This is a genomic window from Caballeronia concitans (assembly GCF_001544615.1).
Taxonomy (GTDB): Bacteria; Pseudomonadota; Gammaproteobacteria; order Burkholderiales; family Burkholderiaceae; genus Caballeronia; species Caballeronia concitans.
The window spans coordinates 329,002-351,243 of sequence record NZ_FCNV02000001.1 but is presented as its reverse complement, the minus strand read 5'-3'; the positions used below and the strand labels follow the sequence as shown (position 1 = coordinate 351,243).

Below are 22,242 nucleotides of genomic sequence, written 5' to 3'. Positions count from 1 at the left end.
GATCAGGTTAGTCCCAAACCGTGCCGCCACGCGCGCGGATCGGCTCCGGGTTTACGTGGAGCGGCGCCGGATCGAGAAGATTTCTCCCACTTATCTCAAAAAACATCGCGTGGCTTCTCCATGCAGGCGGAATGGGAGCGAGTGCGCAAAAACATTCCGATATCGTCGGCGAAGAATGGCGTATTGCCTCACAGACTAAAAACGAGACACGCCCATGAACGCACGCGTCCCCGCTTCAACGCTTGGCACCGCCCTTTCCGACTATCAACTGAGCGACAACCTGAGCGCCACGCGCGGGCGCATCTTCCTGACCGGCACGCAGGCGCTCGTGCGTCTCGTGCTGATGCAGCGCGCGCTCGATCGCGCCGCGAATCTCAACACGGCCGGGTTCGTCAGCGGTTATCGCGGATCGCCGCTCGGCATGGTCGATCAGCAATTGTGGAAAGCGAAGAAGCTACTCGCGTCGCATGATGTGCGCTTTCTGCCCGCGATCAACGAGGAACTCGGCGGCACGGCCGTGCTCGGCACGCAGCGCGTGGAGAGCGATCCGGAGCGCACCGTCGATGGCGTGTTCGCGATGTGGTACGGCAAGGGGCCGGGCGTGGATCGCGCGGGCGATGCGCTGAAGCACGGCAACGCGTACGGCTCGTCGCCCCACGGCGGCGTGCTCGTCGTCGCGGGCGATGACCACGGCTGCGTGTCGTCGTCGATGCCGCATCAGAGCGATCAGGCGATGATCGCGTGGCACATGCCGGTGGTGAATCCGTCGAACGTCGCGGACATGCTCGAATTCGGGCTGTACGGCTGGGCGCTCTCGCGCTTCTCGGGCGCGTGGATCGGCTTCAAGGCGATTTCGGAGACGGTGGAATCCGGCTCGACCGTCGATCTCGACGCGTTGCAAACGCTCTGGAAAGCGCCGGAAGATTTCGTCGCGCCCGCGGGCGGGCTGCACAACCGCTGGCCCGATCTGCCGAGCCTGACGATCGAAGCGCGCCTTCACGCCAAGCTCGACGCGGTGCGCCACTTCGCGCGCGCGAACAGCATCGACAAGTGGATCGCGCCGAGTCCGCGTGCGAACGTCGGCATCGTGACGTGCGGCAAGGCGCATCTCGATCTGATGGAAGCGCTGCGCCGGCTGGAACTCACCGTCGATGATCTCGACCGTGCGGGCGTGCGCATCTACAAGGTCGGGCTGTCGTTTCCGCTCGAAACCACGCGGCTCGAAAGCTTCGTCGAGGGCTTGAGCGAAGTGCTCGTGATCGAGGAGAAAGGGCCGGTCATCGAGCAGCAGATCAAGGATCATCTCTATAACCGCGTGGACGGCGCGCGGCCCGTCGTCATCGGCAAAACGACGCAAGACGGCGCGCCGCTCTTGTCCGCGCTCGGCGAGCTGCGGCCGTCGCGCGTGCTGCCGGTTTTCGCGCAATGGCTCGCGCGCCACAAGCCGGCGCTCGACCGGCGCGAGAAAGTGGTCGATCTCGTCGCGCCGCAAATCCTCTCGAATATCGCCGATGCCGTGAAGCGCACGCCCTATTTCTGCTCGGGCTGCCCGCACAACACATCGACGAAAGTGCCGGAGGGATCGGTCGCGCAGGCGGGCATCGGCTGTCACTTCATGGCGTCGTGGATGGAGCGCGACACGACCGGCCTCATTCCGATGGGCGGCGAAGGCGTGGACTGGGCGTCGCATTCGATGTTCACGAAAACGCCGCACGTCTTCCAGAACCTCGGCGACGGCACGTATTTCCACTCGGGCATTCTCGCGATCCGTCAGGCCGTGGCCGCGAAGGCGAACATCACGTACAAGATTCTTTATAACGATGCCGTCGCTATGACGGGCGGCCAGCCGGTCGACGGCAGCATCTCCGTGCCGCAGATCGCGCGGCAAGTGGAAGCGGAAGGCATCGCGCTGCTCGTCGTGGTCAGCGACGAACCCGAGAAATACGACGGCCATCACGATCAATTTCCGAACGGCACGACGTTCCATCACCGCAGCGAACTCGACGCCGTGCAGCGCCGCCTGCGCGACACGCCGGGCGTGACCGTGCTGATCTACGACCAGACGTGCGCCGCGGAAAAGCGCCGCCGCCGCAAGAAGGGCGAGTTTCCCGATCCGGACAAGCGCCTGTTCATCAACGAAGCCGTGTGCGAAGGCTGCGGCGATTGCGGCGTGCAATCGAATTGCTTGTCCGTCGAACCGGTCGAAACCGAACTCGGCAGAAAACGCCGCATCGACCAGTCGTCGTGCAACAAGGACTATTCGTGCGTGAACGGCTTCTGCCCGAGCTTCGTCACGCTCGAAGGCGCGAAGCTGAAAAAGGCCGAAGGCCATGCGTTCGATCCCGCCGAACTCGCGCGCCGCGTCGATGCGTTGCCGCTGCCGCGCGCGCATCTCGACCAGGCGCCGTACGACATTCTGGTGACGGGCGTCGGCGGCACGGGCGTGGTGACGGTCGGCGCGCTCATCAGCATGGCGGCGCATCTGGAAGGCAAGAGCGCGTCCGTGCTCGATTTCATGGGCTTCGCGCAAAAAGGCGGATCGGTGCTGTCGTTCGTGCGTTTCGCCGCCACCGACGCGCTCTTGAACCAGGTTCGCATCGACACGCAGCAGGCCGATCTGCTGCTCGCGTGCGACATGGTCGTCGGCGCGAGTCCGGAAGCGTTGCAGACGGTGCGGCACGATCGCACGAAGATCGTCGTGAACACGCACGCGATTCCGAACGCGACGTTCGTGCAGAATCCCGACGCGAACCTTCACGCCGATGCGCTCGTCGACAAGATGCGCCACGCCGCCGGCCCAAACGCCGCCGATGCGCTGCGCACGTGCGACGCGCAATCGCTCGCCGCGCGTTTTCTCGGCGACACCATCGGCGCGAACATTCTGATGCTCGGCTTCGCGTGGCAGCTCGGCCTCGTGCCGGTGTCGCTCGGCGCGCTGATGCGTGCGCTGGAGCTGAACAACGTCGCGGTATCGGCGAACAAGCTGGCGTTCGCGATCGGCCGTCTCGCGGCGGCGGACATGAACGCGCTCGATGCGCTCGCGGCATCCGCGCAGCCGAAGCGCATCGCGATGGCCGAGATGCCGCTCGCCGATCTCATCCGCGACCGCGAGGAACGGCTGCTCGCTTATGGCGGCGCGAAGTACGTGGAGCGGTATCGTTCGCTGCTCGACAAGGCATCGGCGAATGAAGACGTGAAGCGCGCCATCGCGATCACGTTCTACAAGCTGCTCGCGGTGAAGGACGAATACGAAGTCGCGCGCCTGCACGCGGACCCGGCGTTTCGCGCCGCGCTCGCCGCGCAATTCGAAGGCGCGCCCGGCGACGATTACACCGTCAAGTTCAATCTCGCGCCGCCGGTTCTGTCGCACGGCGGCGTGCCGAAGAAGAAGACCTTCGGCCAGTGGATGTGGCCCGTGTTCGGCGCGTTGACGAAGATGCGCGCGCTGCGCGGCACGGCGCTCGATCCGTTCGGCAAGACGCTCGAACGCCGCATGGAACGACAACTCGCGCGCGACTATGAACTCACGATGCAACGCGCGCTCACCACGCTCGACGCCGCGAACGCGACGAACGCGAAGGACGTGCAAGCACTCGCCGCGCTGTTCGAGAAAGTGCGCGGCTACGGTCACGTGAAGCTCGCGAACGTCGCTATGGTCAAGCGCAGCGAACGCGATATCGCCGCGCGGCTCGGCATCGAAGCGGCGACGGGCGATGCGGTGCACGCCGCCATCGATACGATGAAGGGCGCGTCGTCGCTTAAAGGCATTCCGGTGGTGGTCGCGAAATGATCAGACTTCGTCGTCCGTGAGCCAGTCGATGTCGCCGCACAGCACGCAGCGTTTGCCGCCCGAGCGCGTTTCGACGGACAGCGTGACGCACGGCATCGCCTCGTTGATCGACAGATACGGCTTCGTCACGTGCACGCGCTCGGGATCGCCGAGCGCCGCGCGAAAGTACGGACGACGCAGCCAGTTCGCACCCTGCGCATCGACGAGCGGCAGGAATCGCGCTTCGTGCGCGGCGCGATCCGCGCGCAGCACCACGTTGCGGCCCGACTGCCGGCCGTTCTGATCGAGCAGAAAGCAGCGCGCGGCGTTGTCGAGCGCGAGGAAATTCCAGCAGACTTCGTCGAGCGGTTCGCCCGCCGCGAGCCGCTCCGCCGCGCGTTCGAACGCGCGCACGTAGGGCTGAAGCCGCGTCGCGACGCGCCGCTCGCGCGCTTCGGTTTGCTGGCGGTATCGCTCGGTCAGATCGCTGATGATGGTCTGCGCGTGCGCGCCATCGGCCAGACCGGGATGCGGCCGCGCGAAGAAAAAGCCCTGCACGAAGTCGGCGCCGCTCGCGAGCGCAAGCTGCGCTTCGTGCTCCGTCTCGACGCCTTCTATCAGCACGAGCTTGCCCGCCTCGTGCAGCAGCGAAACGATGCCCGACAGCACCGCCTCCATGTTGCGCCGCTGCTTGATCGTGCGTTCGGACAGCGGCGCGTGAACATTGTGGCCGGCGTGCGAGAGCATCACGCGATCGAGCTTCACGATATCCGGATCGAGCTGCCAGATCCGCTCGATGTTCGTATGCCCCGCGCCGAAGTCGTCGAGCGCGATGAGAAAGCCCTGATCGCGAAACTGCTGCACCGCCTGCGCGAGCCGCTCGATGTCCTCGGCGCTCTGCTCCAGCACTTCGAGCACGACGCGTCGCGGCTCGATATGCAGGCGCTTGAGGTTCGCCAGCAGCGCGGCCGCGTGATACGGCTCCGTGAGCGCGCCGGGATGCACGTTGAGAAAAAGCCATTCGGTTTCGGCGCCGAGCATCTTGAAGTTCTCGAGATGCAGCGCCTGCGCGAGCCGGTCGATCTGCAACGCCTCGCCGACGCGCGCCGCTTGCCCGAATACATCGACGGGCGGCACGGGACGATCGAGCGCATCGTGTGCGCGCAGCAACCCTTCGTAGCCGACCGCGCGCATGTGCGAAAGGCTGAACACCGGCTGGAACACGCTCGACAGCGTCCATTCACCATGTTCGACGGAATAGCGGTCGAGGCCCGACATCACGCCCAGTTCGAAGCTGCGCGCGGAAATCGTCGTTTTCTCGGGATTGGCGATCACCATGTCGATGCCCTCGCCTGCGCGCGCCCGATGGCGATCCGTTGCACCGGCCCCGCGCCGGTCCCGCTCGATGTGGTCTTCATGAACAGCCCTCGGTGATGAAGCCGGGAGTCTCGTGTCCCGTGGATGGGGATAAAGCAATGTCCATGCTCGCGACGGCATCGCATTCGTAGGCGTTTTGCGCCCCGCATGCACCGCCGGCAAGCGATCTGCGCATGCATGCGCACCGCATCGGTGCGCCGCTGGGCATGTCATCGGCGAAATGAGCGGCTAAACTTTTGCCTCATCCCGTATTGAAAAGCGAAACGGTCGCCGCGCGCGTGCCGTGTTTCTCATTGCCCGCATGGAAATCGTCTTTACCGTTCTCATCCTGCTGATGATCGTGGCGCTGTCGGGCGTCGGCCTCTCGCTGTTGCCGGTCAAGCTGCCGCTTCCGCTGATCCAGATCGCCATCGGCGCGATGCTCGCGTGGCCGGGCTTCCGGCTGCACGTCACGTTCGATCCCGAGCTGTTCATGCTGCTCTTCATTCCGCCGCTGCTGTTCGCGGACGGCTGGCGCATTCCGAAGCGCGAGCTGTACATGCAGCGCCGCGCCATTCTCATGCTCGCGCTCGGGCTCGTGTTCATCACCGTGGGCGCGCTCGGCTACTTCCTGCACTGGCTGATTCCGGAAATGCCGCTGCCCGTCGCGTTCGCGCTCGCGGCCGTGCTCTCACCCACCGATGCCGTCGCGCTGACGGGCATTGCCGGACGCAATCGCATTCCGCCGAACCTCATGCACATTTTGGAAGGCGAAGCGTTGATGAACGACGCGTCGGGTCTCGTCGCGCTGAAGTTCGCAATCGCGGCGGCGCTCACCGGCGTGTTTTCGCTGCAGGCGGCGGCGATCAGCTTCGTCATCATCGCGGCGGGCGGGCTCGTGATCGGCGCGGCGATCAGCTATGCCGTCACGGAGATTCCGGCGCGTCTCATCAGGATTTCCGACGACGACGATCCCGCCGCCGGCGTCATCCTCACCGTGCTGATTCCGTTCGCCGCGTATGTGATCGCCGAGCGCGCGGGCTGCTCGGGCATTCTGGCGGCGGTGTCGGCGGGGATGATGATGAACATCCAGAGCCTGCGCGCCAGCATTCCGAGTTCGGTGCGAGTGCGCATGACGAGCACGTGGACGATGATCGAGTTCGTCTTCAACGGCATGGTGTTCCTGCTGCTCGGGCTGCAGTTGCCGCACATCATCGGGCGGGCGCTGGTCGAAGCGCATCGCGACGGCAACGCGCGCGTGGGCATGCTGATCGGCTATGTGTTCGCGACGGTCATCGCGCTGTATGCGCTGCGCTTCGTGTGGGTCTATTGCCTGCGATGGTTCGCGAGCCGCAGCGCGGCGAAGTCGGGGATCGAGAGCGCCGCGCCCGGCGTTCGCACGCTCGCGATGACGACCATCGGCGGTGTGCGCGGCGCGGTCACGCTCGCGGGCGTGCTGTCGCTGCCGGTCACGCTCGACAACGGCGCGCCGCTCGCCGGCCGCGATCTCGCGATCTTCATCGCGTCGGCGGTGATTCTGGTGTCGCTGCTCGTGGCCGTCGTCGGCTTGCCGGTGATGCTGCGCGGCGCGAAACGCGAGCGCAATCCGCACGCCGCCGAGGAACGCATGGCGCGCCGCCGCGCGGCGCAGGCGGCGATTCGCGCGATTGACGATACGCACGACGTGCTCATCGAACAAATGGACGAAGCGGCATCCGCGCGTTGCGCCGATTCGACCGCGCGCGTGATGAACATGTATCGGCGGCGGCTGGAATCGCTCGGCGACGACGAAGCGCCGCGCGTGGCGGCGAAGAGAAGCGAGATCGTGGAAACGCGGCTCAAGATGGCCGCGCTGCGGGCCGAGCGCGCGGAACTGCTGCGATTGCGTAGCGATCAGGCCATCAACGACGAGACGTTGAACAAGCTGATGCGCGAGATCGATCTGTCGGAGACGGCGATGGTCAATCGCAAGCGGGGAATGGCGGCTTGATTCGCCCGAAGCCCGTGCCGGGGCTTCGGGCTTCGGAGTTCATGCAGAAGGATCAGACCACGCCCGATCCGCGCCGCCGCAGCAGCGCGTAGAAAATGATCGCGCCGAAGGTGGCGGTTCCGATTCCGCCGAGCGCGAAGCCGCCGAGCTTCAGCGTGAAATCGCCCGCGCCGAGCACGAGCGTCACCGCCGCGACGATCAGATTGCGGTTATCCGAGAAGTCCACCTTGTTGACGACCCAGATGCGCGCGCCCGTCACCGCGATCAGCCCGAACACGACGATCGACACGCCGCCCAGCACGGGGCCGGGAATCGTCTGGATCACCGCGCCGAACTTCGGCGAGAAGCCGAGCACGATAGCGAAGAGCGCCGCGATCACGAAGACGAGCGTCGAATAGATCTTCGTGACCGCCATCACGCCGATGTTTTCCGCGTAAGTCGTCACGCCGGTGCCGCCCGCGAAGCCGGACACGATGGTCGCGAGGCCGTCGCCGATGAACGCGCGGCCGATGTACTTGTCGAGGCTGCGTCCGGTCATCGCGCCGACCGCCTTGATGTGGCCGAGATTCTCCGCGACGAGAATGATCGCGATGGGCGCGAGCAACGTCATCGCCTGCGCGTTGAAAACGGGCGCGGTGAAGTGCGGCATGCCGAACCACGCCGCGTTCGAGACGACCGAGAAATCGATCGGCTTGCCCATGCCCATGCCGTTCGTCAGCACGGCGTAGATGATGTACGCGATCGCGAGGCCGATCAGAATGAGCAGCCGTTGCGCCATGCCGCGCGCGAACACCGCGACGCCGCCCACGCACAGCACGGTGACGAGCGCCAGCCACGAATCGAAGTTGCTGCCGCTCACGCCTTTCACGGCGATCGGCGCGAGATTCAGCCCGATCACGCAGACGATCGATCCGGTGACGACCGGAGGCATCAGCGTTTCGATCCATTTCGTGCCGACCGCCGCGACGATCAGCCCGATGATCGCGTAAGCCACGCCGCACGCGATGATCCCGCCGAGCGCGACAGGAATGTTCATGTTCGGACCGTGACCGCCGTAGCCCGTGACCGCGATCACGAGACCGATGAACGCGAAGCTCGAACCGAGGTAACTCGGCACGCGCCCGCCGACCAGCAGGAAGAACAGCAGCGTGCCGATGCCCGACATGAAGATGCACAGGTTCGGATCGAAGCCCATGAGCAGCGGAGCGAGCACGGTCGAACCGAACATCGCGACGACGTGCTGCACGCCCATCGCGATCATCTGCGGCCAGGGCAGCCGCTCGTCGGGCGCGACGACGCGGCCGCCTTGCGCATCCGGCTGGACGGGCCAGCGCGGGAAATAGGAATCGGACATGGGTGACGCTCCTTCTTGGCGATCTTTGAACAGGCGCGAGTGTACGGAGTGGGGTGGAGCGTGGCAAGCGACGCGAAATTACGTGTCGCTTGCGGTTTGTTGGGGGATTTTGCGGGTTGATTCGGCGTGGTAGCGGCACGTGTTGCGGGTCGGCGCGCGGGTCCGTCATCGAGCGACGACGGATCGTTTCGCGAGTCGGAACACGCTCGCTTGGCGCTCGGCGCCGGCAGCGCGACGCCTTTTCATCACCTTGCGTTCGACCGCGAGGCCGATGGCCTGGATAAGGATGCACTCCGCGTCGTTTGACTGACTAAACGCAGGGACCTGAGAGACGCTCCAGCTTTAGGATTAATCGTATATTAGGGCGCAACCATGCAACGTATGCTTTCCGGGTGCGTATCTCCATGTATATGCACGTAGTCGTTGCAACTCTCCGATTACCGCCCTCGTTCCCCGGCCTGGGCGGTTCTTTTTTTCTGCGCTCCTTTTCGCGTCCGCGCGGTCGTCAAGCCGCTTCGCGCAAGACGCTCTTCTCTTTCTCGCGCGAATTTCCTATTGCCGAACGGGCTTCTTCGCCAGCTTCCGCTGCAACGTGCGCCGATGCATGTTGAGCGCGCGCGCCGTCGCCGAAATATTGCCGTGGTTTTCCGCGAGCGCGCGCTGAATGTGCTCCCATTCGAGCCGTGCCACTGACAGCAGCGTCGGGTTCTCGATCGCTTCCTCGGCGGTCTGTTCGCTCGCCTCTTCGTGCAACGCCAGAAGAATCGATTCGACATTCGCCGGCTTCGCGAGGTAATTGTCCGCGCCGTCCTTCACCGCCTGCACCGCCGTCGCGATGCTCGCGTAACCCGTCAGCACGAGAATGCGGGCGTCCGGCTGCAGATCGCGCAGCGGCGCGACGAGGCGCAGGCCGGAATCGTTGCCGAGATGCAGATCGACCGTGATCTGGCCGAACTTGTGCTGATTGGCGAGCTTGATCGCTTCGTCGGCATTGTGCGCCTGATGCGGGGTGTAGCCGCGCCGCACCAGTCCGCGCGCGAGAATGCCGGCGAAAACTTCGTCGTCGTCGATGATCAGAAAGTTGGTGTCGCTCATTTTCGTTTCTCCTTTTTTGCCGGAGTCGGCGCCGTGGCGCGTGTCCGGTGTCATGCAATACTCGGCTGCCGCATTCGATTTCACGCCGCGCCGCTCGATTCCGTGCGCGCCGCCTGAACCGACGCCGCGACCGCCCCGCGATCCGGCACCCGCAGTACGGCGCGCGTGCCGCGCGGCTCGCCCGCGAACAATTCGATGGACCCGCCGAGCCGCGCCGCCGCCGCGAACGCCAGATACAGCCCGACGCCGTGGCCGCCCTGCGTGCTGTCGACCGGGCCCGCGCCCAGCGACGCGCGCAGCGCAGGCGGAATGCCCGGCCCGCGATCGAGGACTTCGAAGCGCACGTATCGCGCGCCGTCGATCTTCTCCGCCGCCGCTTCCAGCGACACGAACTCGCTGCTCGCGCGCGCGGCGTTGTCGAGCAGAATGGTGAGAATCTGTCCGACGGCCACGGCATCGTCGATCGACGCGCTCGCCGGCGTGTCGCCCACCTGCCTGAACTTCACCTGCGGATGACGCAGCCGCCATTGCTCGATGAAACTCGCCAGCCACTCGTCGAGCGCCTGCCGGGTCGACGGCCCGCTCGCCCGGCTGCGCAGACGCGCGAGCGCCGACGTGCACAGCGCCATTTGCTGCTCGAGCAGTTCGAAGTCGGCGGAATACGGCGCGAGGTTGCGGTCGTGCGCGGCGGCATCGCGCAGTTCTTCGGACAGCATCGCGATGGTCGAGAGCGGCGTGCCCATCTCATGCGCGACGGTTGCCGCCTGAACGCCGAGCGCGACGGCGCGTTCGTCGCGCAGGTGACGTTGCTGCGCATCGGCGAGCGCGGCGTCGCGCACGCGCAGCGCTCGCGACATGCGCGCCACGAACCAGCCGATCAGCCCCACGCTCACCATGAAGTTGACCCACAGGCCGGTGCGAAAATAATCGAAAAGATTGGCCGGATTCTCGATATTGAGCGGCACGTAGTTGTAGCTGAGGAGCGCGTAACAGGCGACGGCGAAGAGCGCGAGGCAGGTCATCATCGTCCACGGCAGGATGGCCGCGGCAATGGCGAGCGACGGCAGATACAGCGTCACGAACGGATTGGTCGCGCCGCCTGACAGAAAGAGCAACGCGGAGAGCGCGCCTAAGTCGACGCACATCTGACCGAAGAGTTCGAGATTCGTCTCGGGCCGCGCCCGCGCGACGCGCAGCCACGTCAGCCCGTTGAAGACCATTTCGAGCGCGATGACGAGCAGCATGGCCGGCAACGGGAGCTTTGCGCCATAGAAAATCTGCACGACCGCGATGGTCGACAACTGGCCGATGATCGCGAGCGAGCGAAGCCAGAAGAGATGGCCCAGGTTGACGCGTCCGGTGTTGGTTATGCGATGCATGTTCCGTCGATTGCGTGCCGGGCCGCTCGGGCGCGTGTGCCGGCGTTGGTGTTCCATGCGGCATTATCCCGCTTGCGCGCACCGCAGAACCGCCGATGGCGCGATTTGTCGCACCTTGCGCGGCACACGCTCTGCTAATCGGATTCTGAATCGCGCGTCTTTTCGATCTCCGCCGCGAGGCACGCGCGGCACAGGCACGATTCGCCGGGCCGCAAGCGATCGAGCGGCAGCGCGGGCAGCGCGGCGCACCAGCACGCGTCGTCGCCGGCGAGCGAGCCGCATCGAAAAGGCGCACCGCAGCGCACGCAGACGAGCGCGCCGTCCGTGGTCTGCGGTTCGCGAGCGGATTCCATGTTCATCGTCGTGACGTATTCATGACAACAGGCAGATATGAGCGATGATCGCACGCCGGCGGCACCGCCGGAAAACGTGCCGACGTCGCGGGAAAACGAATCTGTTGCGTTGCGTCAGTCCTGTACAATTCGGCGTGTTTAAACGCTCTTCGCCTCAACTGCCGCCATGTCCGACCTTCCCGACCTCACGCAGATCGCGCCTACCCTGAAGGCTGAAATTTTGGCCGAGGCGCTGCCTTATATTCGTCAGTATCACGGCAAGACGGTCGTGATCAAATACGGCGGCAACGCAATGACCGAGGAGCGCCTGAAGCAAGGCTTCGCGCGCGACGTGATCCTGCTGAAACTGGTCGGCATCAATCCGGTGATCGTCCACGGCGGCGGCCCGCAGATCGACCAGGCGCTGAAGAAGATCGGCAAGCAGGGCACGTTCATTCAGGGCATGCGCGTCACCGACGAAGAGACGATGGAAGTCGTCGAATGGGTGCTCGGCGGCGAAGTGCAGCAGGACATCGTCACGCTCATCAATCATTTCGGCGGTCATGCGGTCGGGTTGACCGGCAAGGACGGCGGCCTCATCCACGCGCGCAAGCTGATGATGCCGGACCGCGACAACCCCGGCGAGTTCATCGACATCGGGCAAGTGGGCGAAGTGGAATCCATCAATCCGGCCGTCGTGAAGGCGTTGCAGGACGACGCGTTCATTCCCGTCATCTCGCCTATCGGCTTCGGTGAAGACGGGCTGTCGTACAACATCAACGCGGATCTGGTCGCGGGCAAGCTGGCCGTGGTGCTGAACGCGGAAAAGCTCGTCATGATGACGAACATCCCCGGCGTGATGGACAAGGAAGGCAACCTGCTGACGGACCTTTCCGCGCGCGAAATCGACGCGCTCTTCGCCGACGGCACTATCTCCGGCGGCATGCTGCCGAAGATCTCGTCGGCGCTGGATGCCGCGAAGAGCGGCGTGCGCTCGGTGCATATCATCGACGGGCGCATCGAGCATTCGGTGCTGCTCGAAATCCTGACCGAGCAGCCGTTCGGCACGATGATCCGCTCGCATTGAGCCTTCTCCCGCTTGTCCAACGCCCGCCCCGACGCGGGCGTTTTCTCATATGACCGCGCATCGCCCGTCCCGCCGACGCCTCGCCAAAGCGCGCGGCCCCGTCTGGCTCTTCGACCTCGACAACACGCTGCATCACGCGTCGCATCAGGTCTTCCCGGCCATCAATCGCGCGATGACGCAGTACATCATCGACCGGCTCGGCGTGGACATCGACGAGGCGAACCGGCTGCGCGTCGGCTATACGCTGCGTTACGGCGCGGCGCTGCTCGGGCTCGTGAAGCATCATGGCGTCGATGCCGCCGACTTCCTTCACGTCGTTCATACGTTCTCCGATCTTCCGTCGATGCTGCGCGCCGAACGCGGCATCGGACGCATGCTGCGCGCGCTGCCGGGGCGCAAGATCGTGTTGACCAACGGGCCGTCGGTGTATGCGCGCGCGGTGCTGGCGGAACTGGGCATCGAGCGGCTTTTCGAGCGTGTGATCGCCATCGAGGACATGCGCGAAGGCGATCGCTGGCGCGCCAAACCCGATGCGCCGATGCTTCGCCGCGCGATGCGCCGCGCGCACGTGCGCCTCGAAGACGCGATTCTCGTGGAAGACACGCGCGGGCATCTGAAGCGGTATCGGCGACTCGGCATTCGCACCGTGTGGATCGTCGGGCATCTGCCGGTCGCGCGCACGTCGAGCGGCGCGGTGTCGGTGCGCATGGCGGGCGCGGGGCGGCCGCATTACGTGGATCGCACGGTGAAATCGCTGCGCGCACTTTCGCTCGGCATGCGCGGCCGGGCGCTTGGGCGGCCCGCCGCGCGATCCTGAACGCGAACGCGCGAAAGATCGCTTCGCGGTCCGAACGGGGCGGCATCGGAATTAGCGTCGGGCATCGTCGATTGACGGCCTTATGACGTTTTCCGCTATACTTCATCGCTCAACTGAATTCAAACACGCGCCGATTTGCTGACTCGATTGCGGGCGCGCGAACCCAGGGCAATGCCCCGCGGTTCACTATAAATGCGGCTAAAGAGGTCGTCAGCCGCGCCCATGCTCCGCGCCCAGCCGACACCGTTTAGCCGCTTTCGTCAAAGGCGGAATGAATGGAATCGATCGGCATCGTCAGTCCCCAAACCTTGCACTTCCAGGAACCGCTCGTCTTGCAGAGCGGCAGTTCGCTCGGCGATTACGAACTCGTCGTCGAAACGTACGGCGAACTCAACGCCGCGCGCTCGAACGCCGTGCTCGTGTGCCACGCGCTGAACGCGTCGCATCACGTCGCGGGCGTCTATGCGGACGATCCGAAGAACGTCGGCTGGTGGGACAACATGGTCGGCCCGGGCAAGCCGCTCGATACCGATCGCTTCTTCGTGATCGGCGTGAACAACTTCGGCTCGTGCTTCGGCTCGACCGGACCGATGAGCATCGATCGCGCAACCGGCAAGCCCTACGGCGCGAGCTTTCCCGTGGTGACGGTCGAGGACTGGGTGCACGCGCAGGCGCGCGTGGCGGACCGCTTTGGCATCGAACGGTTCGCCGCGGTGATGGGCGGCAGCCTCGGCGGCATGCAGGCGCTCGCGTGGAGCATCATGTACCCGGAGCGGCTCGGGCATTGCATCGTGATTGCATCGACGCCGAAGCTGTCCGCGCAGAACATCGCGTTCAACGAAACGGCGCGCTCGGCAATCCTCTCCGATCCCGATTTCCACGGCGGCGATTACTACGCGCACGGCGTGAAGCCGCGCCGGGGCTTGCGCGTCGCGCGGATGATCGGCCACATCACGTATCTCTCCGATGACGACATGGCCGTCAAGTTCGGCCGCGCGCTGCGCCGTGCCGAAGGCGCGCTCGACGCGTACAACTTCAACTTCGACGTGGAATTCGAAGTGGAGTCGTATCTGCGCTATCAGGCCGCCAAGTTCGCCGAATACTTCGATGCGAACACGTACTTGCTCATCACGCGCGCACTCGATTACTTCGATCCCGCCAAAGCCTTCGACGGCGATCTGACGAAGACGCTCGCCAGCACGAAGGCGAAGTATCTGATCGCGAGCTTCACGACCGACTGGCGTTTCGCGCCGGCGCGATCGCGCGAAATCGTGAAGGCGCTGCTCGACAACAAGCGCACCGTGAGCTACGCCGAAATCGACGCGCCGCACGGCCACGACGCCTTCCTGCTCGACGACGCCCGCTATCACAACCTGATGCGCGCTTATTACGAACGCATTGCCACGGAGATCGGCGCATGAACCAGAACACTCTCGATTCTCTCGCGCTGCGATCGGACTTCCGCGCCATCGCGCGCTGGGTGGAACCGCGCGCGACCGTGCTCGATCTCGGCTGCGGCGACGGATCGCTGCTCTCGCTGCTCGGCGAGGAACTGGAAGTGAACGGCTACGGCATCGAAATCAACGATGCCGGCGTGCTCGCGTGCGCGCAGAAAGGCGTGAACGTGATCCAGCAGAATCTCGAAGACGGCCTGCGCCTCTTCGAAGACGACAGCTTCGATTTCGCGATCCTCTCGCAGACGCTGCAGACCATTCACCAGACCGCCGCGATCCTGCGCGAGACGGTGCGCGTGGGGCGCGAATGCATCGTGTCGTTTCCGAACTTCGGGTATTGGCCGCATCGGCTCGCGGTCATTCAGGGGCGCATGCCGGTGTCGAAATCGCTGCCTTATCAGTGGCACAACACGCCGAACGTGCGCGTTCTGACCATCAAGGACTTCGAGGCGCTCGCGCCGGAAGTGGGCATCGAGATTCTGGATCGCGTGGTGCTGCACGGTGGGCAGGCCATCCGTTGGGGCGCGAACTGGCGTGGTAGTCTTGCGGTCTATCGCGTGAAGCGCAGGTGATCCGTCCCGGCTTCATCGCATCGACAACGCTTTTCCATCATCGACATGCCCGACACGCCACACGAGGCGCCCGCTCTTGCTGCTCACGAAGATCATCCCGGCTGGCGCGCGTTCCTGAACGCGCGCATTCTGATTTGCGTGTTTCTCGGCTTCACTTCCGGTCTGCCGCTTTTCACGCTCGTCAGCCTGATTCAGGCGTGGCTCACGACCGAGCACATCAACGTCAAGCAAATCGGACTCTTCGCGCTGCTCGGGCTTCCCTATACGTGGAAGTTCGTGTGGGCGCCGCTGATGGACCGCTACGTTCCGCATCTGCCGTTCTGGCGGCCCGGCAGGCGGCGCGGCTGGATGCTGCTCACGCAAGTGCTCGTGGCGCTCGCGATCGGCGCGTTCGGCTTCTTTTCGCCCGCGCAGAATATCTGGACGGTCGCGTGCATCGCGCTGCTGCTCGCCATTTTCAGCGCGAGCCAGGACATCGTGATCGACGCCTATCGGCGTGAATTGCTCGCCGATACGGAGCAAGGGCTCGGCAACGCCGTGCACGTCAACGCGTACAAGGTCGCGGGTCTCGTGCCCGGCTCGCTCGCGCTGATTCTCGCGGGCTTTTTGCCGTGGAAGACGGTGTTCATCGTGACCGCGCTCTTCATGCTGCCGGGCATCATCACGACGCTCGTGGTCAAGGAGCCGGCGATTCACGGCACGCCGCCGAAGAATCTGCGCGACGCGGTCATCGAACCGTTTCACGAATTCGTCACGCGCGACGGCTGGCGCGCGGCGCTCCTCGTGCTCGGCTTCATCTTCCTCTACAAGCTCGGCGACACGATGGCCACCGCGCTCGCCACCAAGTTCTTCCTCGATATCGGCTTCACGATGACGCAGATCGGCGTGATTGCGAAGACGGTCGCATTCTGGACGAGCATCGCGGGCGGGATCATCGGCGGCGTGTTTCTGGTGAAGATCGGCATTGCGCGCGGGCTGTGGGTGTTCGGCGCGCTGCAGATCGTCGCGACCATCGGCTTCGCGTGGCTCGCGAAGATCGGGCCGTCGCCGCTCGCGCTCGGCGTGCTGTACGGCTTCGAGACGTTCGCCACGGGTCTCACGCTCGCCACGTTCACCGCGTACATCGCGAGCACGACCGACCCGCGCTACACCGCGACGCAGTTCGCGCTCTTCACGAGCCTCGCGGCGGTGCCGCGCACGGTGGCGGCGTCGGCGAGCGGGTTCATCGTCGCGCAGACGGGCTGGTTCGAGTACTTCCTCGTCTGCGTCGCGCTCTCGATTCCGGGCATGTTACTGTTGCCGTTGATCGCGCCCTGGAGATCGAAACAATGACGGTGCGGATGTTTCCCAATCGCGCGCTGGCCGGCGTGCTGGCGCTGGCGTCTTTCGCGTCGTTCATGCCGCATGCCGCGCGTGCGCAGGACGACGACCGCGCACCGCCGCCGTACACCGCGCCGAACAGCCAGGTCCGCTTCGGCAACACGGCGCTCTTTCGCAATCTCATTCCGCCCGCGACGCTGGAGCAGCAGTCCGCCGACGAATACGCGCAGATCATTCACGAAGCCGAGCGCAACAAGCGTCTGCTCGATAACGACAACGCGCTCGTCAAGCGCGTGCGCGCGATCGTGAATCACGAGGTGCCGTTCGCGCTCAAGTGGAACGATCGCTCGAAGGCGTGGAAATGGGAGACGAATGTCGTCAGGTCGAACGAGATTCGCATGTACTGTCTGCCGGGCGGAAAGATCGTCGTGTATAGCGGGCTGATAGAAAAGCTGAAGCTCAACGACAACGAAATCGGCATGATGATCGGCCACGAGATCGCGCACGCGCTGCGCGAACATGCGCGCGAGCGGCTCGGACGCCAGCAGGCCGCGCAACTCACCGCCGGCACCATGCCGCAGCTTTTCGGTTTCGCCGATGTCGGCTCGACGCCGCTCGGTATCGGCGATCAACTGCTCGCCATGCGCTACTCGCCCGCCGACGAGACCGAAGCCGATGTGATCGGCAGCGAGATCGCATCGCGCGCGGGCTACGATCCGCGCGCCGCCGTCACGCTGTGGAACAAGATCGATACGGCCACGCGCCGCGCGGACAACGGCTTCGTGTGGATGCATCCATATGGCACGGATCGCCGGCAGGATCTGGAGAAGCGCATGCCCGACATGATGCCGCTCTATGCAAAGGCGGTCGGCAAGAGCATCGATCAGTTGCCGAATTACGCGGGCATGGGGCGGTACAAGAAGACGGGCCGCTAACTAACGCGCGGCCCGCTTGCGTTATTTCTTGCCGAGTTTCCAGTCGTAATCGATCGTCAGCGGCGCGTGGTCGCTGAACTTGATGTCGCGGAAAATAGACGTCTGCTTCGCGGTCGCGGCGACTTCCTGCGTCGCGATCTGATAGTCGATCCGCCACCCGACGTTCTTCGCATACGCCTGCCCGCGATTGCTCCACCACGTGTACTGCTCGGCGCGCGTGTCGAGCGTGCGAAAGACATCGACGTAGCCGACGTCATCGAACAGTTTCGTGAGCCACGCGCGCTCTTCCGGCAGGCAGCCCGAATTCTTCTGGTTGCTCTTCCAGTTCTTGATGTCGATTTCCTTGTGGACGATGTTAACGTCGCCGCACACGATCACTTCGCGCTCCGCCGCGAGCTGCGTGAGATGCGGCATGAACTCGTCCATGAAGCGATACTTCGCCTGCTGGCGCTCATCGCCGCTCGATCCCGACGGCACGTACACCGACACCACCGAGAGCTTGCCGAAACGCGCTTCCACGTAGCGTCCTTCGGGATCGAACTCTTCGCTGCCGAAGCCGATGATGACATCGTCCGGTTCGTGTCGCGTGTAGACGCCCGCGCCGCTGTAGCCCTTCTTGACCGCGTGCTGGAAGTAGCCTTTAAAGCCGTGCGGCGCGAGAAATTCGGGCGTGAGGTCGTCCTGCGAGCATTTGATTTCCTGCACGCAGACGACGTCGGATTGCTGCTCGCCGAACCAGTCGAAGAAGCCTTTCTTGGCGGCCGAACGAATGCCGTTCAGGTTGGCGGTGATGACGCGAAACATATGCTTCCTTTTGTTTGAGTTTTACTCGACCTTGATGCCCTTCAGCGATTCCTTCGCGGGCGGAAATTCGAGCTTCATGCCCTGCAACGTGCGCAAGAGCAGTTCGGCGACCATCACGTTGCGATGCGTCTTCGAATCGCCGGGAATGATGTACCACGGCGCGTATTCCGTCGACGTCGATCCGAGCGCCGCGGCATACGCCCGCTGATAGTCGTCCCACAGCTTGCGGGCGTCGAGATCGGAGACATCAAATTTCCAGTGCTTCGTGGGATCGTCGATGCGCGCCTGCAGGCGTTCGCGCTGCGTGTCCTTCGAAATGTGCAGGAAGCATTTGACGATGGTCGTGCCCGTATCGGCCAGCAGCGACTCGAATTCGCGAATATGACGATACCGGCGCTCGCATTCGTCGTCGTCGATCTGCTTCATCACGCGCGGCACGAGCACGTCTTCGTAGTGGCTGCGATTGAAGATGGCGAACTCGCCGGCCATCGGCGCTTGCGCGTGGACGCGCCAGAGAAAGTCGTGCGCGGCCTCGCGCTCGGACGGCGCGCGAAACGGCACGATGCGCAAGCCGAGCGGATCGACATCGTGAAACACGGCGCGCACGGTGCCGTCCTTGCCGCTCGTGTCCATGCCTTGCAGCACGAGCAGCACCCGCCGATGCCGCTGCGCGTGCAGGCGCTCTTGCAAGTCGTCGAGTTGCGCGCCGATTTCGGCGAGGCGCGCGCGGTCGCTGTCTTTCGAGCCGGTCGAGAATGGCTTTGCGGCGGGATCGATCGAGCTTAGGTCGAATGACTTGAGCTTCTTGCCGTCGTTGAAAAAAGGTACGCGAAAGTCGTCCAGATCGGGGTTCTTTGCCATGTCTTTTTCGCCGTTCGAATGAAAAAGGGCTGCTGCCAGGCTTTGCCGGCAACAGCCCGTTTGTATCAGGCGTTCAGGATAAGGTCATGTCCGCGCGCGGCGATGACGTTCCCCGACTCGCCCTCAACCCAGCTTCTTCTTGAGCAATTCATTGACCTGCTGCGGATTCGCCTTGCCCTTGGTCGCCTTCATCGCCTGGCCGATCAGCGCGTTGAACGCCTTCTCCTTGCCTGCGCGGAATTCGTCCACGGACTTCTGATTCGCGGCGAGCACTTCGTCGATGATCGCTTCGAGCGCGCCCGTATCCGAAATCTGCTTCAGCCCCTTCGCCTCGATGATGCGGTCCGCCGCGCCCTCGTCCGTCGCCTTCTCTTCCCAGATCGACTGGAAGATGTCCTTCGCGATCTTGTTCGAGATGGTGCCGTCCGCGATGCGTTGCAGAATCAGCGCGAGCTGCGCCGCCGACACCGGCGACTCGCCGATCTCCAGCGATTCGCGATTCAGTTGCGCGGAGACATCGCCCATGAGCCAGTTCGCCGCGATCTTCGCCTGAGCCGCGCCCGCCTTCGCGACGACCGCCTCGAAATACGCGGCCATCGCCTTCGACGAAGTCAGCACGCCCGCGTCGTACGGCGTGAGGCCGTAGGTCTCGACGAAGCGCTTCTGCATGCCGGCGGGAAGCTCGGGCATGTCGCCCTGCACGCGCTCGATCCACGACGGATCGATCACGAGCGGCATCAGGTCCGGATCGGGGAAATAGCGGTAATCGTGCGCGTCTTCCTTGCTGCGCATGGAGCGCGTTTCGCGCTTGTCCGGATCGTACAGACGCGTTTCCTGCACCACCGTGCCGCCGTCTTCGATCAACTCGATCTGACGGCGCACTTCGTACTGAATGGCTTCTTCGAGGAAACGGAACGAGTTCAGGTTCTTGATTTCGGCGCGCGTGCCGAATTCCTTCTGGCCGACCGGCCGCACCGACACGTTCGCATCGCAACGGAACGAGCCTTCCTGCATGTTGCCGTCGCAGATGCCGAGCCACACGACGAGGCCATGCAGCGCCTTCGCATACGCGACCGCTTCCGCCGCGCTGCGCATTTCCGGCTCCGTGACGATTTCGAGCAGCGGCGTGCCCGCGCGGTTCAGGTCGATGCCCGTCATGCCCGCGAAGTCTTCGTGCAGCGACTTGCCGGCGTCTTCTTCCAGATGCGCGCGCGTCAGGTTGACGGTCTTCTCGTACGCTTCCTTGCCGGCCTTTTCGTTCGCCGGAACCTGGATCGTGATCTGACCGCCCTGCACGACCGGAATCTCGTACTGGCTGATCTGATAGCCCTTCGGCAGATCAGGATAGAAGTAGTTCTTGCGCGCGAAGATGCTGCGCGGTGCGATGTGCGCGCCGATGGCCAGCCCGAAGCGGATCGCGCGCTCGACGGCGCCGCGGTTCATCACCGGCAGCACGCCGGGCAGCGCGAGATCGACGGGACAGGCCTGCGTGTTCGGCGCCGCGCCGAATTGCGTCGGCGCGCCCGAGAAAATCTTGGAGACGGTGGATAACTGCGCGTGCGTTTCCAGACCGATGACGACTTCCCACTGCATGTTCACACTCCCGATGCCGATGCCGATGGTGCCTTGCGGTGCCAGTCGGTCGCGCGCTGGAACGCGTCGGCGACCTGGAGCATCCGGGCTTCGTTGAAATAGTTTCCGATGATCTGCAATCCGACCGGGCGATTCGCGTTAGCGCCCGCGCCGAAGCCGCACGGCACGCTCATGCCGGGCAGGCCCGCGAGGCTGACCGACAGCGTGTAGATGTCAGCTAGATACATCTGCACGGGATCGTCGGTCTTTTCGCCGAGATTCCACGCCACCGACGGCGCGACCGGTCCCATGATGACGTCGCACTGCTTGAACGCTTCCTGGAAGTCGCGTGCGATGATGCGGCGAATCTTCTGCGCCTGCAGGTAGTACGCGTCGTAGTAGCCGTGCGAGAGCACATACGTGCCGACGAGAATCCGCCGCTTCACTTCCGGCCCGAAGCCTTCCGCGCGCGACTTCTTGTACATGTCGAGCAAGTCTTTGTACTGCGCCGCGCGATGCCCGTAGCGCACGCCATCGAAACGCGACAGATTCGACGATGCCTCCGCCGGCGCGATGATGTAGTACACGGGAATCGAAAGCTCGGTCTTCGGCAGCGAAACTTCCACGAGCGTGGCGCCGAGCGTTTCGTACGCCTTCAGCGCCGCTTGGATGGAAGCGCGCACGTCGTCGGCCAGGCCCGCGCCGAAGTATTCCTTCGGCATGCCGATGCGCAGGCCCGCGAGCGGCTTGGCGGCATCGCCGCCGTTCCACGTCTTGCCGAGATAGCGCGTGTAGTCTTCGTTTTCGCGTTGCAGGCTCGTGGAGTCGCGCTCGTCGAAGCCGCCCATTGCGTTGAGCAGGAGCGCGCAGTCGGCGGCGCTTTGCGCCATCGGGCCGCCCTGATCCAGCGACGACGCGAACGCGATCATCCCGTAGCGCGACACGCGGCCGTACGTGGGCTTGATGCCCGTGATGCCGGTGAACGACGCGGGCTGGCGGATGGAACCGCCCGTGTCCGTGCCGGTCGCGGCGGGCGCGAGACGCGCGGCCACCGCCGCCGCCGATCCGCCCGACGAGCCGCCCGGCACGGCCTTCGTGTCCCACGGATTCTTCACCGCGCCGAAGTACGAATTCTCGTTGGACGAGCCCATCGCGAATTCGTCCATGTTCGTCTTGCCGAGGCAGACCATGCCGGCGCGCTTCAGACGATCGACGACGGTCGCATCGAACGGGCTCGCGTAGTTTTCCAGCATGTGGGAGCCGGCCGTCGACGTCCAGCCGCGCGTGACGAAGACGTCCTTGTGCGCGATCGGCAGGCCGGTCAGCGCGCCCGCGCTTCCTTGGGCGATCGCCGCGTCGGCGGCGCGCGCCTGTTCGAGCGTGAGCTCGCGGTCGACGCCGATGAAGGCATTGAGGTCCTTCGCGGCCTCGATGCGTTGCAGATACGACTGGGCCAGCTCGACGGCGGAGATTTCCTTCGAGTCGAGCGCGGCGCGCAGTTCGGTCAAGCTTTTCTGATGCATTGCAGTTCCCTGATGAGCGCGG

Annotated in this window: 17 protein-coding genes; 8 read left to right on the top strand and 9 right to left on the bottom strand. The window is 64.6% G+C overall.

Translation table 11 applies throughout. The features are described 5' to 3' along the window. Window positions 1-214 precede the first annotated feature (214 nt). Complete coding sequence (locus tag AWB72_RS01625; RefSeq protein ID WP_087127782.1) at window positions 215-3,790, top strand: indolepyruvate ferredoxin oxidoreductase family protein; 3,576 nt, start codon at window positions 215-217, stop codon at window positions 3,788-3,790. Here AWB72_RS01625 and AWB72_RS01620 read toward each other — a convergent pair whose 3' ends face one another. After that, complete coding sequence (locus AWB72_RS01620) at window positions 3,791-5,107, bottom strand: EAL domain-containing protein (protein ID WP_040053182.1); 1,317 nt, start codon at window positions 5,105-5,107, stop codon at window positions 3,791-3,793. Between the two features lie 340 nt (window positions 5,108-5,447). On the opposite strand from AWB72_RS01620, the gene AWB72_RS01615 reads away from it, so the two are divergent. Beyond that, window positions 5,448-7,115, top strand: coding sequence for a Na+/H+ antiporter (locus AWB72_RS01615; RefSeq protein WP_040053183.1), 1,668 nt, complete (start codon window positions 5,448-5,450; stop codon window positions 7,113-7,115). A gap of 52 nt (window positions 7,116-7,167) precedes the next feature. On the opposite strand, the gene AWB72_RS01610 is transcribed toward AWB72_RS01615, so the two are convergent. The 4 genes from AWB72_RS01610 to AWB72_RS01595 form a co-directional block, all read right to left on the bottom strand. Further along, window positions 7,168-8,469 carry a solute carrier family 23 protein gene (locus AWB72_RS01610; RefSeq protein WP_040053184.1) on the bottom strand — a complete coding sequence of 434 codons (1,302 nt, stop codon included), beginning with the start codon at window positions 8,467-8,469 and terminating at the stop codon, window positions 7,168-7,170. 552 nt (window positions 8,470-9,021) lie between these two features. Further along, window positions 9,022-9,564 carry a response regulator transcription factor gene (locus AWB72_RS01605; RefSeq protein WP_040053283.1) on the bottom strand — a complete coding sequence of 181 codons (543 nt, stop codon included), beginning with the start codon at window positions 9,562-9,564 and terminating at the stop codon, window positions 9,022-9,024. An 80-nt stretch (window positions 9,565-9,644) separates the two neighbouring features. After that, on the bottom strand, window positions 9,645-10,943 hold the full coding sequence (locus tag AWB72_RS01600; RefSeq protein ID WP_040053185.1) for an ATP-binding protein: 1,299 nt from the start codon (window positions 10,941-10,943) through the stop codon (window positions 9,645-9,647). A gap of 134 nt (window positions 10,944-11,077) precedes the next feature. After that, entirely contained in the window at window positions 11,078-11,296 is a 219-nt protein-coding gene (locus AWB72_RS01595; protein WP_244285503.1) for a cysteine-rich CWC family protein, read from the bottom strand. Window positions 11,297-11,462: 166 nt separating this feature from the next. On the opposite strand from AWB72_RS01595, the gene argB reads away from it, so the two are divergent. The 6 genes from argB to AWB72_RS01565 all read left to right on the top strand — a co-directional run bounded on the left by argB (window position 11,463) and on the right by AWB72_RS01565 (window position 17,460). Beyond that, a complete protein-coding gene (gene argB, locus AWB72_RS01590) occupies window positions 11,463-12,362 on the top strand; it encodes an acetylglutamate kinase (protein WP_040053187.1) in 900 nt (299 codons plus the stop codon). 49 nt (window positions 12,363-12,411) lie between these two features. Continuing rightward, window positions 12,412-13,179 (top strand): pyrimidine 5'-nucleotidase, encoded by a 768-nt coding sequence (locus AWB72_RS01585; protein ID WP_040053188.1) that lies wholly within the window; start codon window positions 12,412-12,414, stop codon window positions 13,177-13,179. Window positions 13,180-13,454: 275 nt separating this feature from the next. Then, window positions 13,455-14,600, top strand: coding sequence for a homoserine O-succinyltransferase MetX (gene metX / locus AWB72_RS01580; protein ID WP_040053189.1), 1,146 nt, complete (start codon window positions 13,455-13,457; stop codon window positions 14,598-14,600). Then, window positions 14,597-15,205, top strand: a complete 609-nt coding sequence (metW, locus tag AWB72_RS01575) for a methionine biosynthesis protein MetW (RefSeq protein ID WP_040053190.1) — start codon at window positions 14,597-14,599, stop codon at window positions 15,203-15,205. The genes metX and metW overlap by 4 nt, the downstream gene beginning before the upstream one ends. Before the next feature lie 45 nt (window positions 15,206-15,250). Further along, window positions 15,251-16,537 carry an AmpG family muropeptide MFS transporter gene (locus AWB72_RS01570; protein WP_040053191.1) on the top strand — a complete coding sequence of 429 codons (1,287 nt, stop codon included), beginning with the start codon at window positions 15,251-15,253 and terminating at the stop codon, window positions 16,535-16,537. Continuing rightward, window positions 16,534-17,460, top strand: coding sequence for a M48 family metallopeptidase (locus AWB72_RS01565; RefSeq protein WP_040053192.1), 927 nt, complete (start codon window positions 16,534-16,536; stop codon window positions 17,458-17,460). The genes AWB72_RS01570 and AWB72_RS01565 overlap by 4 nt, the downstream gene beginning before the upstream one ends. A gap of 21 nt (window positions 17,461-17,481) precedes the next feature. Here the strand turns inward: AWB72_RS01565 and AWB72_RS01560 are convergent, their stop codons facing one another. The 4 genes from AWB72_RS01560 to gatA all read right to left on the bottom strand — a co-directional run bounded on the left by AWB72_RS01560 (window position 17,482) and on the right by gatA (window position 22,220). Continuing rightward, the gene (locus AWB72_RS01560) at window positions 17,482-18,264 is read right to left on the bottom strand and encodes an exodeoxyribonuclease III (RefSeq protein ID WP_040053193.1); all 783 of its coding nucleotides are present in this window, start codon (window positions 18,262-18,264) and stop codon (window positions 17,482-17,484) included. A 21-nt stretch (window positions 18,265-18,285) separates the two neighbouring features. Beyond that, a complete protein-coding gene (locus tag AWB72_RS01555; RefSeq protein ID WP_040053194.1) occupies window positions 18,286-19,125 on the bottom strand; it encodes a PPK2 family polyphosphate kinase in 840 nt (279 codons plus the stop codon). 123 nt (window positions 19,126-19,248) lie between these two features. Then, window positions 19,249-20,718, bottom strand: a complete 1,470-nt coding sequence (gatB, locus tag AWB72_RS01550; RefSeq protein WP_374728846.1) for an Asp-tRNA(Asn)/Glu-tRNA(Gln) amidotransferase subunit GatB — start codon at window positions 20,716-20,718, stop codon at window positions 19,249-19,251. A gap of 2 nt (window positions 20,719-20,720) precedes the next feature. Continuing rightward, on the bottom strand, window positions 20,721-22,220 hold the full coding sequence (gene gatA, locus AWB72_RS01545) for an Asp-tRNA(Asn)/Glu-tRNA(Gln) amidotransferase subunit GatA (protein WP_040053196.1): 1,500 nt from the start codon (window positions 22,218-22,220) through the stop codon (window positions 20,721-20,723). Window positions 22,221-22,242 lie beyond the last annotated feature (22 nt).

Excerpts from the sequence above, each read along its gene's own strand:
- AWB72_RS01625 (WP_087127782.1), top strand. The coding sequence starts at position 215 with ATGAACGCACGCGTCCCCGCTTCAACGCTTGGCACCGCCCTTTCCGAC.
- AWB72_RS01620 (WP_040053182.1), bottom strand. The coding sequence starts at position 5,107 with ATGGTGATCGCCAATCCCGAGAAAACGACGATTTCCGCGCGCAGCTTC.
- AWB72_RS01615 (WP_040053183.1), top strand. The coding sequence starts at position 5,448 with ATGGAAATCGTCTTTACCGTTCTCATCCTGCTGATGATCGTGGCGCTG.
- AWB72_RS01610 (WP_040053184.1), bottom strand. The coding sequence starts at position 8,469 with ATGTCCGATTCCTATTTCCCGCGCTGGCCCGTCCAGCCGGATGCGCAA.
- AWB72_RS01605 (WP_040053283.1), bottom strand. The coding sequence starts at position 9,564 with ATGAGCGACACCAACTTTCTGATCATCGACGACGACGAAGTTTTCGCC.
- AWB72_RS01600 (WP_040053185.1), bottom strand. The coding sequence starts at position 10,943 with ATGCATCGCATAACCAACACCGGACGCGTCAACCTGGGCCATCTCTTC.
- AWB72_RS01595 (WP_244285503.1), bottom strand. The coding sequence starts at position 11,296 with ATGGAATCCGCTCGCGAACCGCAGACCACGGACGGCGCGCTCGTCTGC.
- argB (WP_040053187.1), top strand. The coding sequence starts at position 11,463 with ATGTCCGACCTTCCCGACCTCACGCAGATCGCGCCTACCCTGAAGGCT.
- AWB72_RS01585 (WP_040053188.1), top strand. The coding sequence starts at position 12,412 with ATGACCGCGCATCGCCCGTCCCGCCGACGCCTCGCCAAAGCGCGCGGC.
- metX (WP_040053189.1), top strand. The coding sequence starts at position 13,455 with ATGGAATCGATCGGCATCGTCAGTCCCCAAACCTTGCACTTCCAGGAA.
- metW (WP_040053190.1), top strand. The coding sequence starts at position 14,597 with ATGAACCAGAACACTCTCGATTCTCTCGCGCTGCGATCGGACTTCCGC.
- AWB72_RS01570 (WP_040053191.1), top strand. The coding sequence starts at position 15,251 with ATGCCCGACACGCCACACGAGGCGCCCGCTCTTGCTGCTCACGAAGAT.
- AWB72_RS01565 (WP_040053192.1), top strand. The coding sequence starts at position 16,534 with ATGACGGTGCGGATGTTTCCCAATCGCGCGCTGGCCGGCGTGCTGGCG.
- AWB72_RS01560 (WP_040053193.1), bottom strand. The coding sequence starts at position 18,264 with ATGTTTCGCGTCATCACCGCCAACCTGAACGGCATTCGTTCGGCCGCC.
- AWB72_RS01555 (WP_040053194.1), bottom strand. The coding sequence starts at position 19,125 with ATGGCAAAGAACCCCGATCTGGACGACTTTCGCGTACCTTTTTTCAAC.
- gatB (WP_374728846.1), bottom strand. The coding sequence starts at position 20,718 with ATGCAGTGGGAAGTCGTCATCGGTCTGGAAACGCACGCGCAGTTATCC.
- gatA (WP_040053196.1), bottom strand. The coding sequence starts at position 22,220 with ATGCATCAGAAAAGCTTGACCGAACTGCGCGCCGCGCTCGACTCGAAG.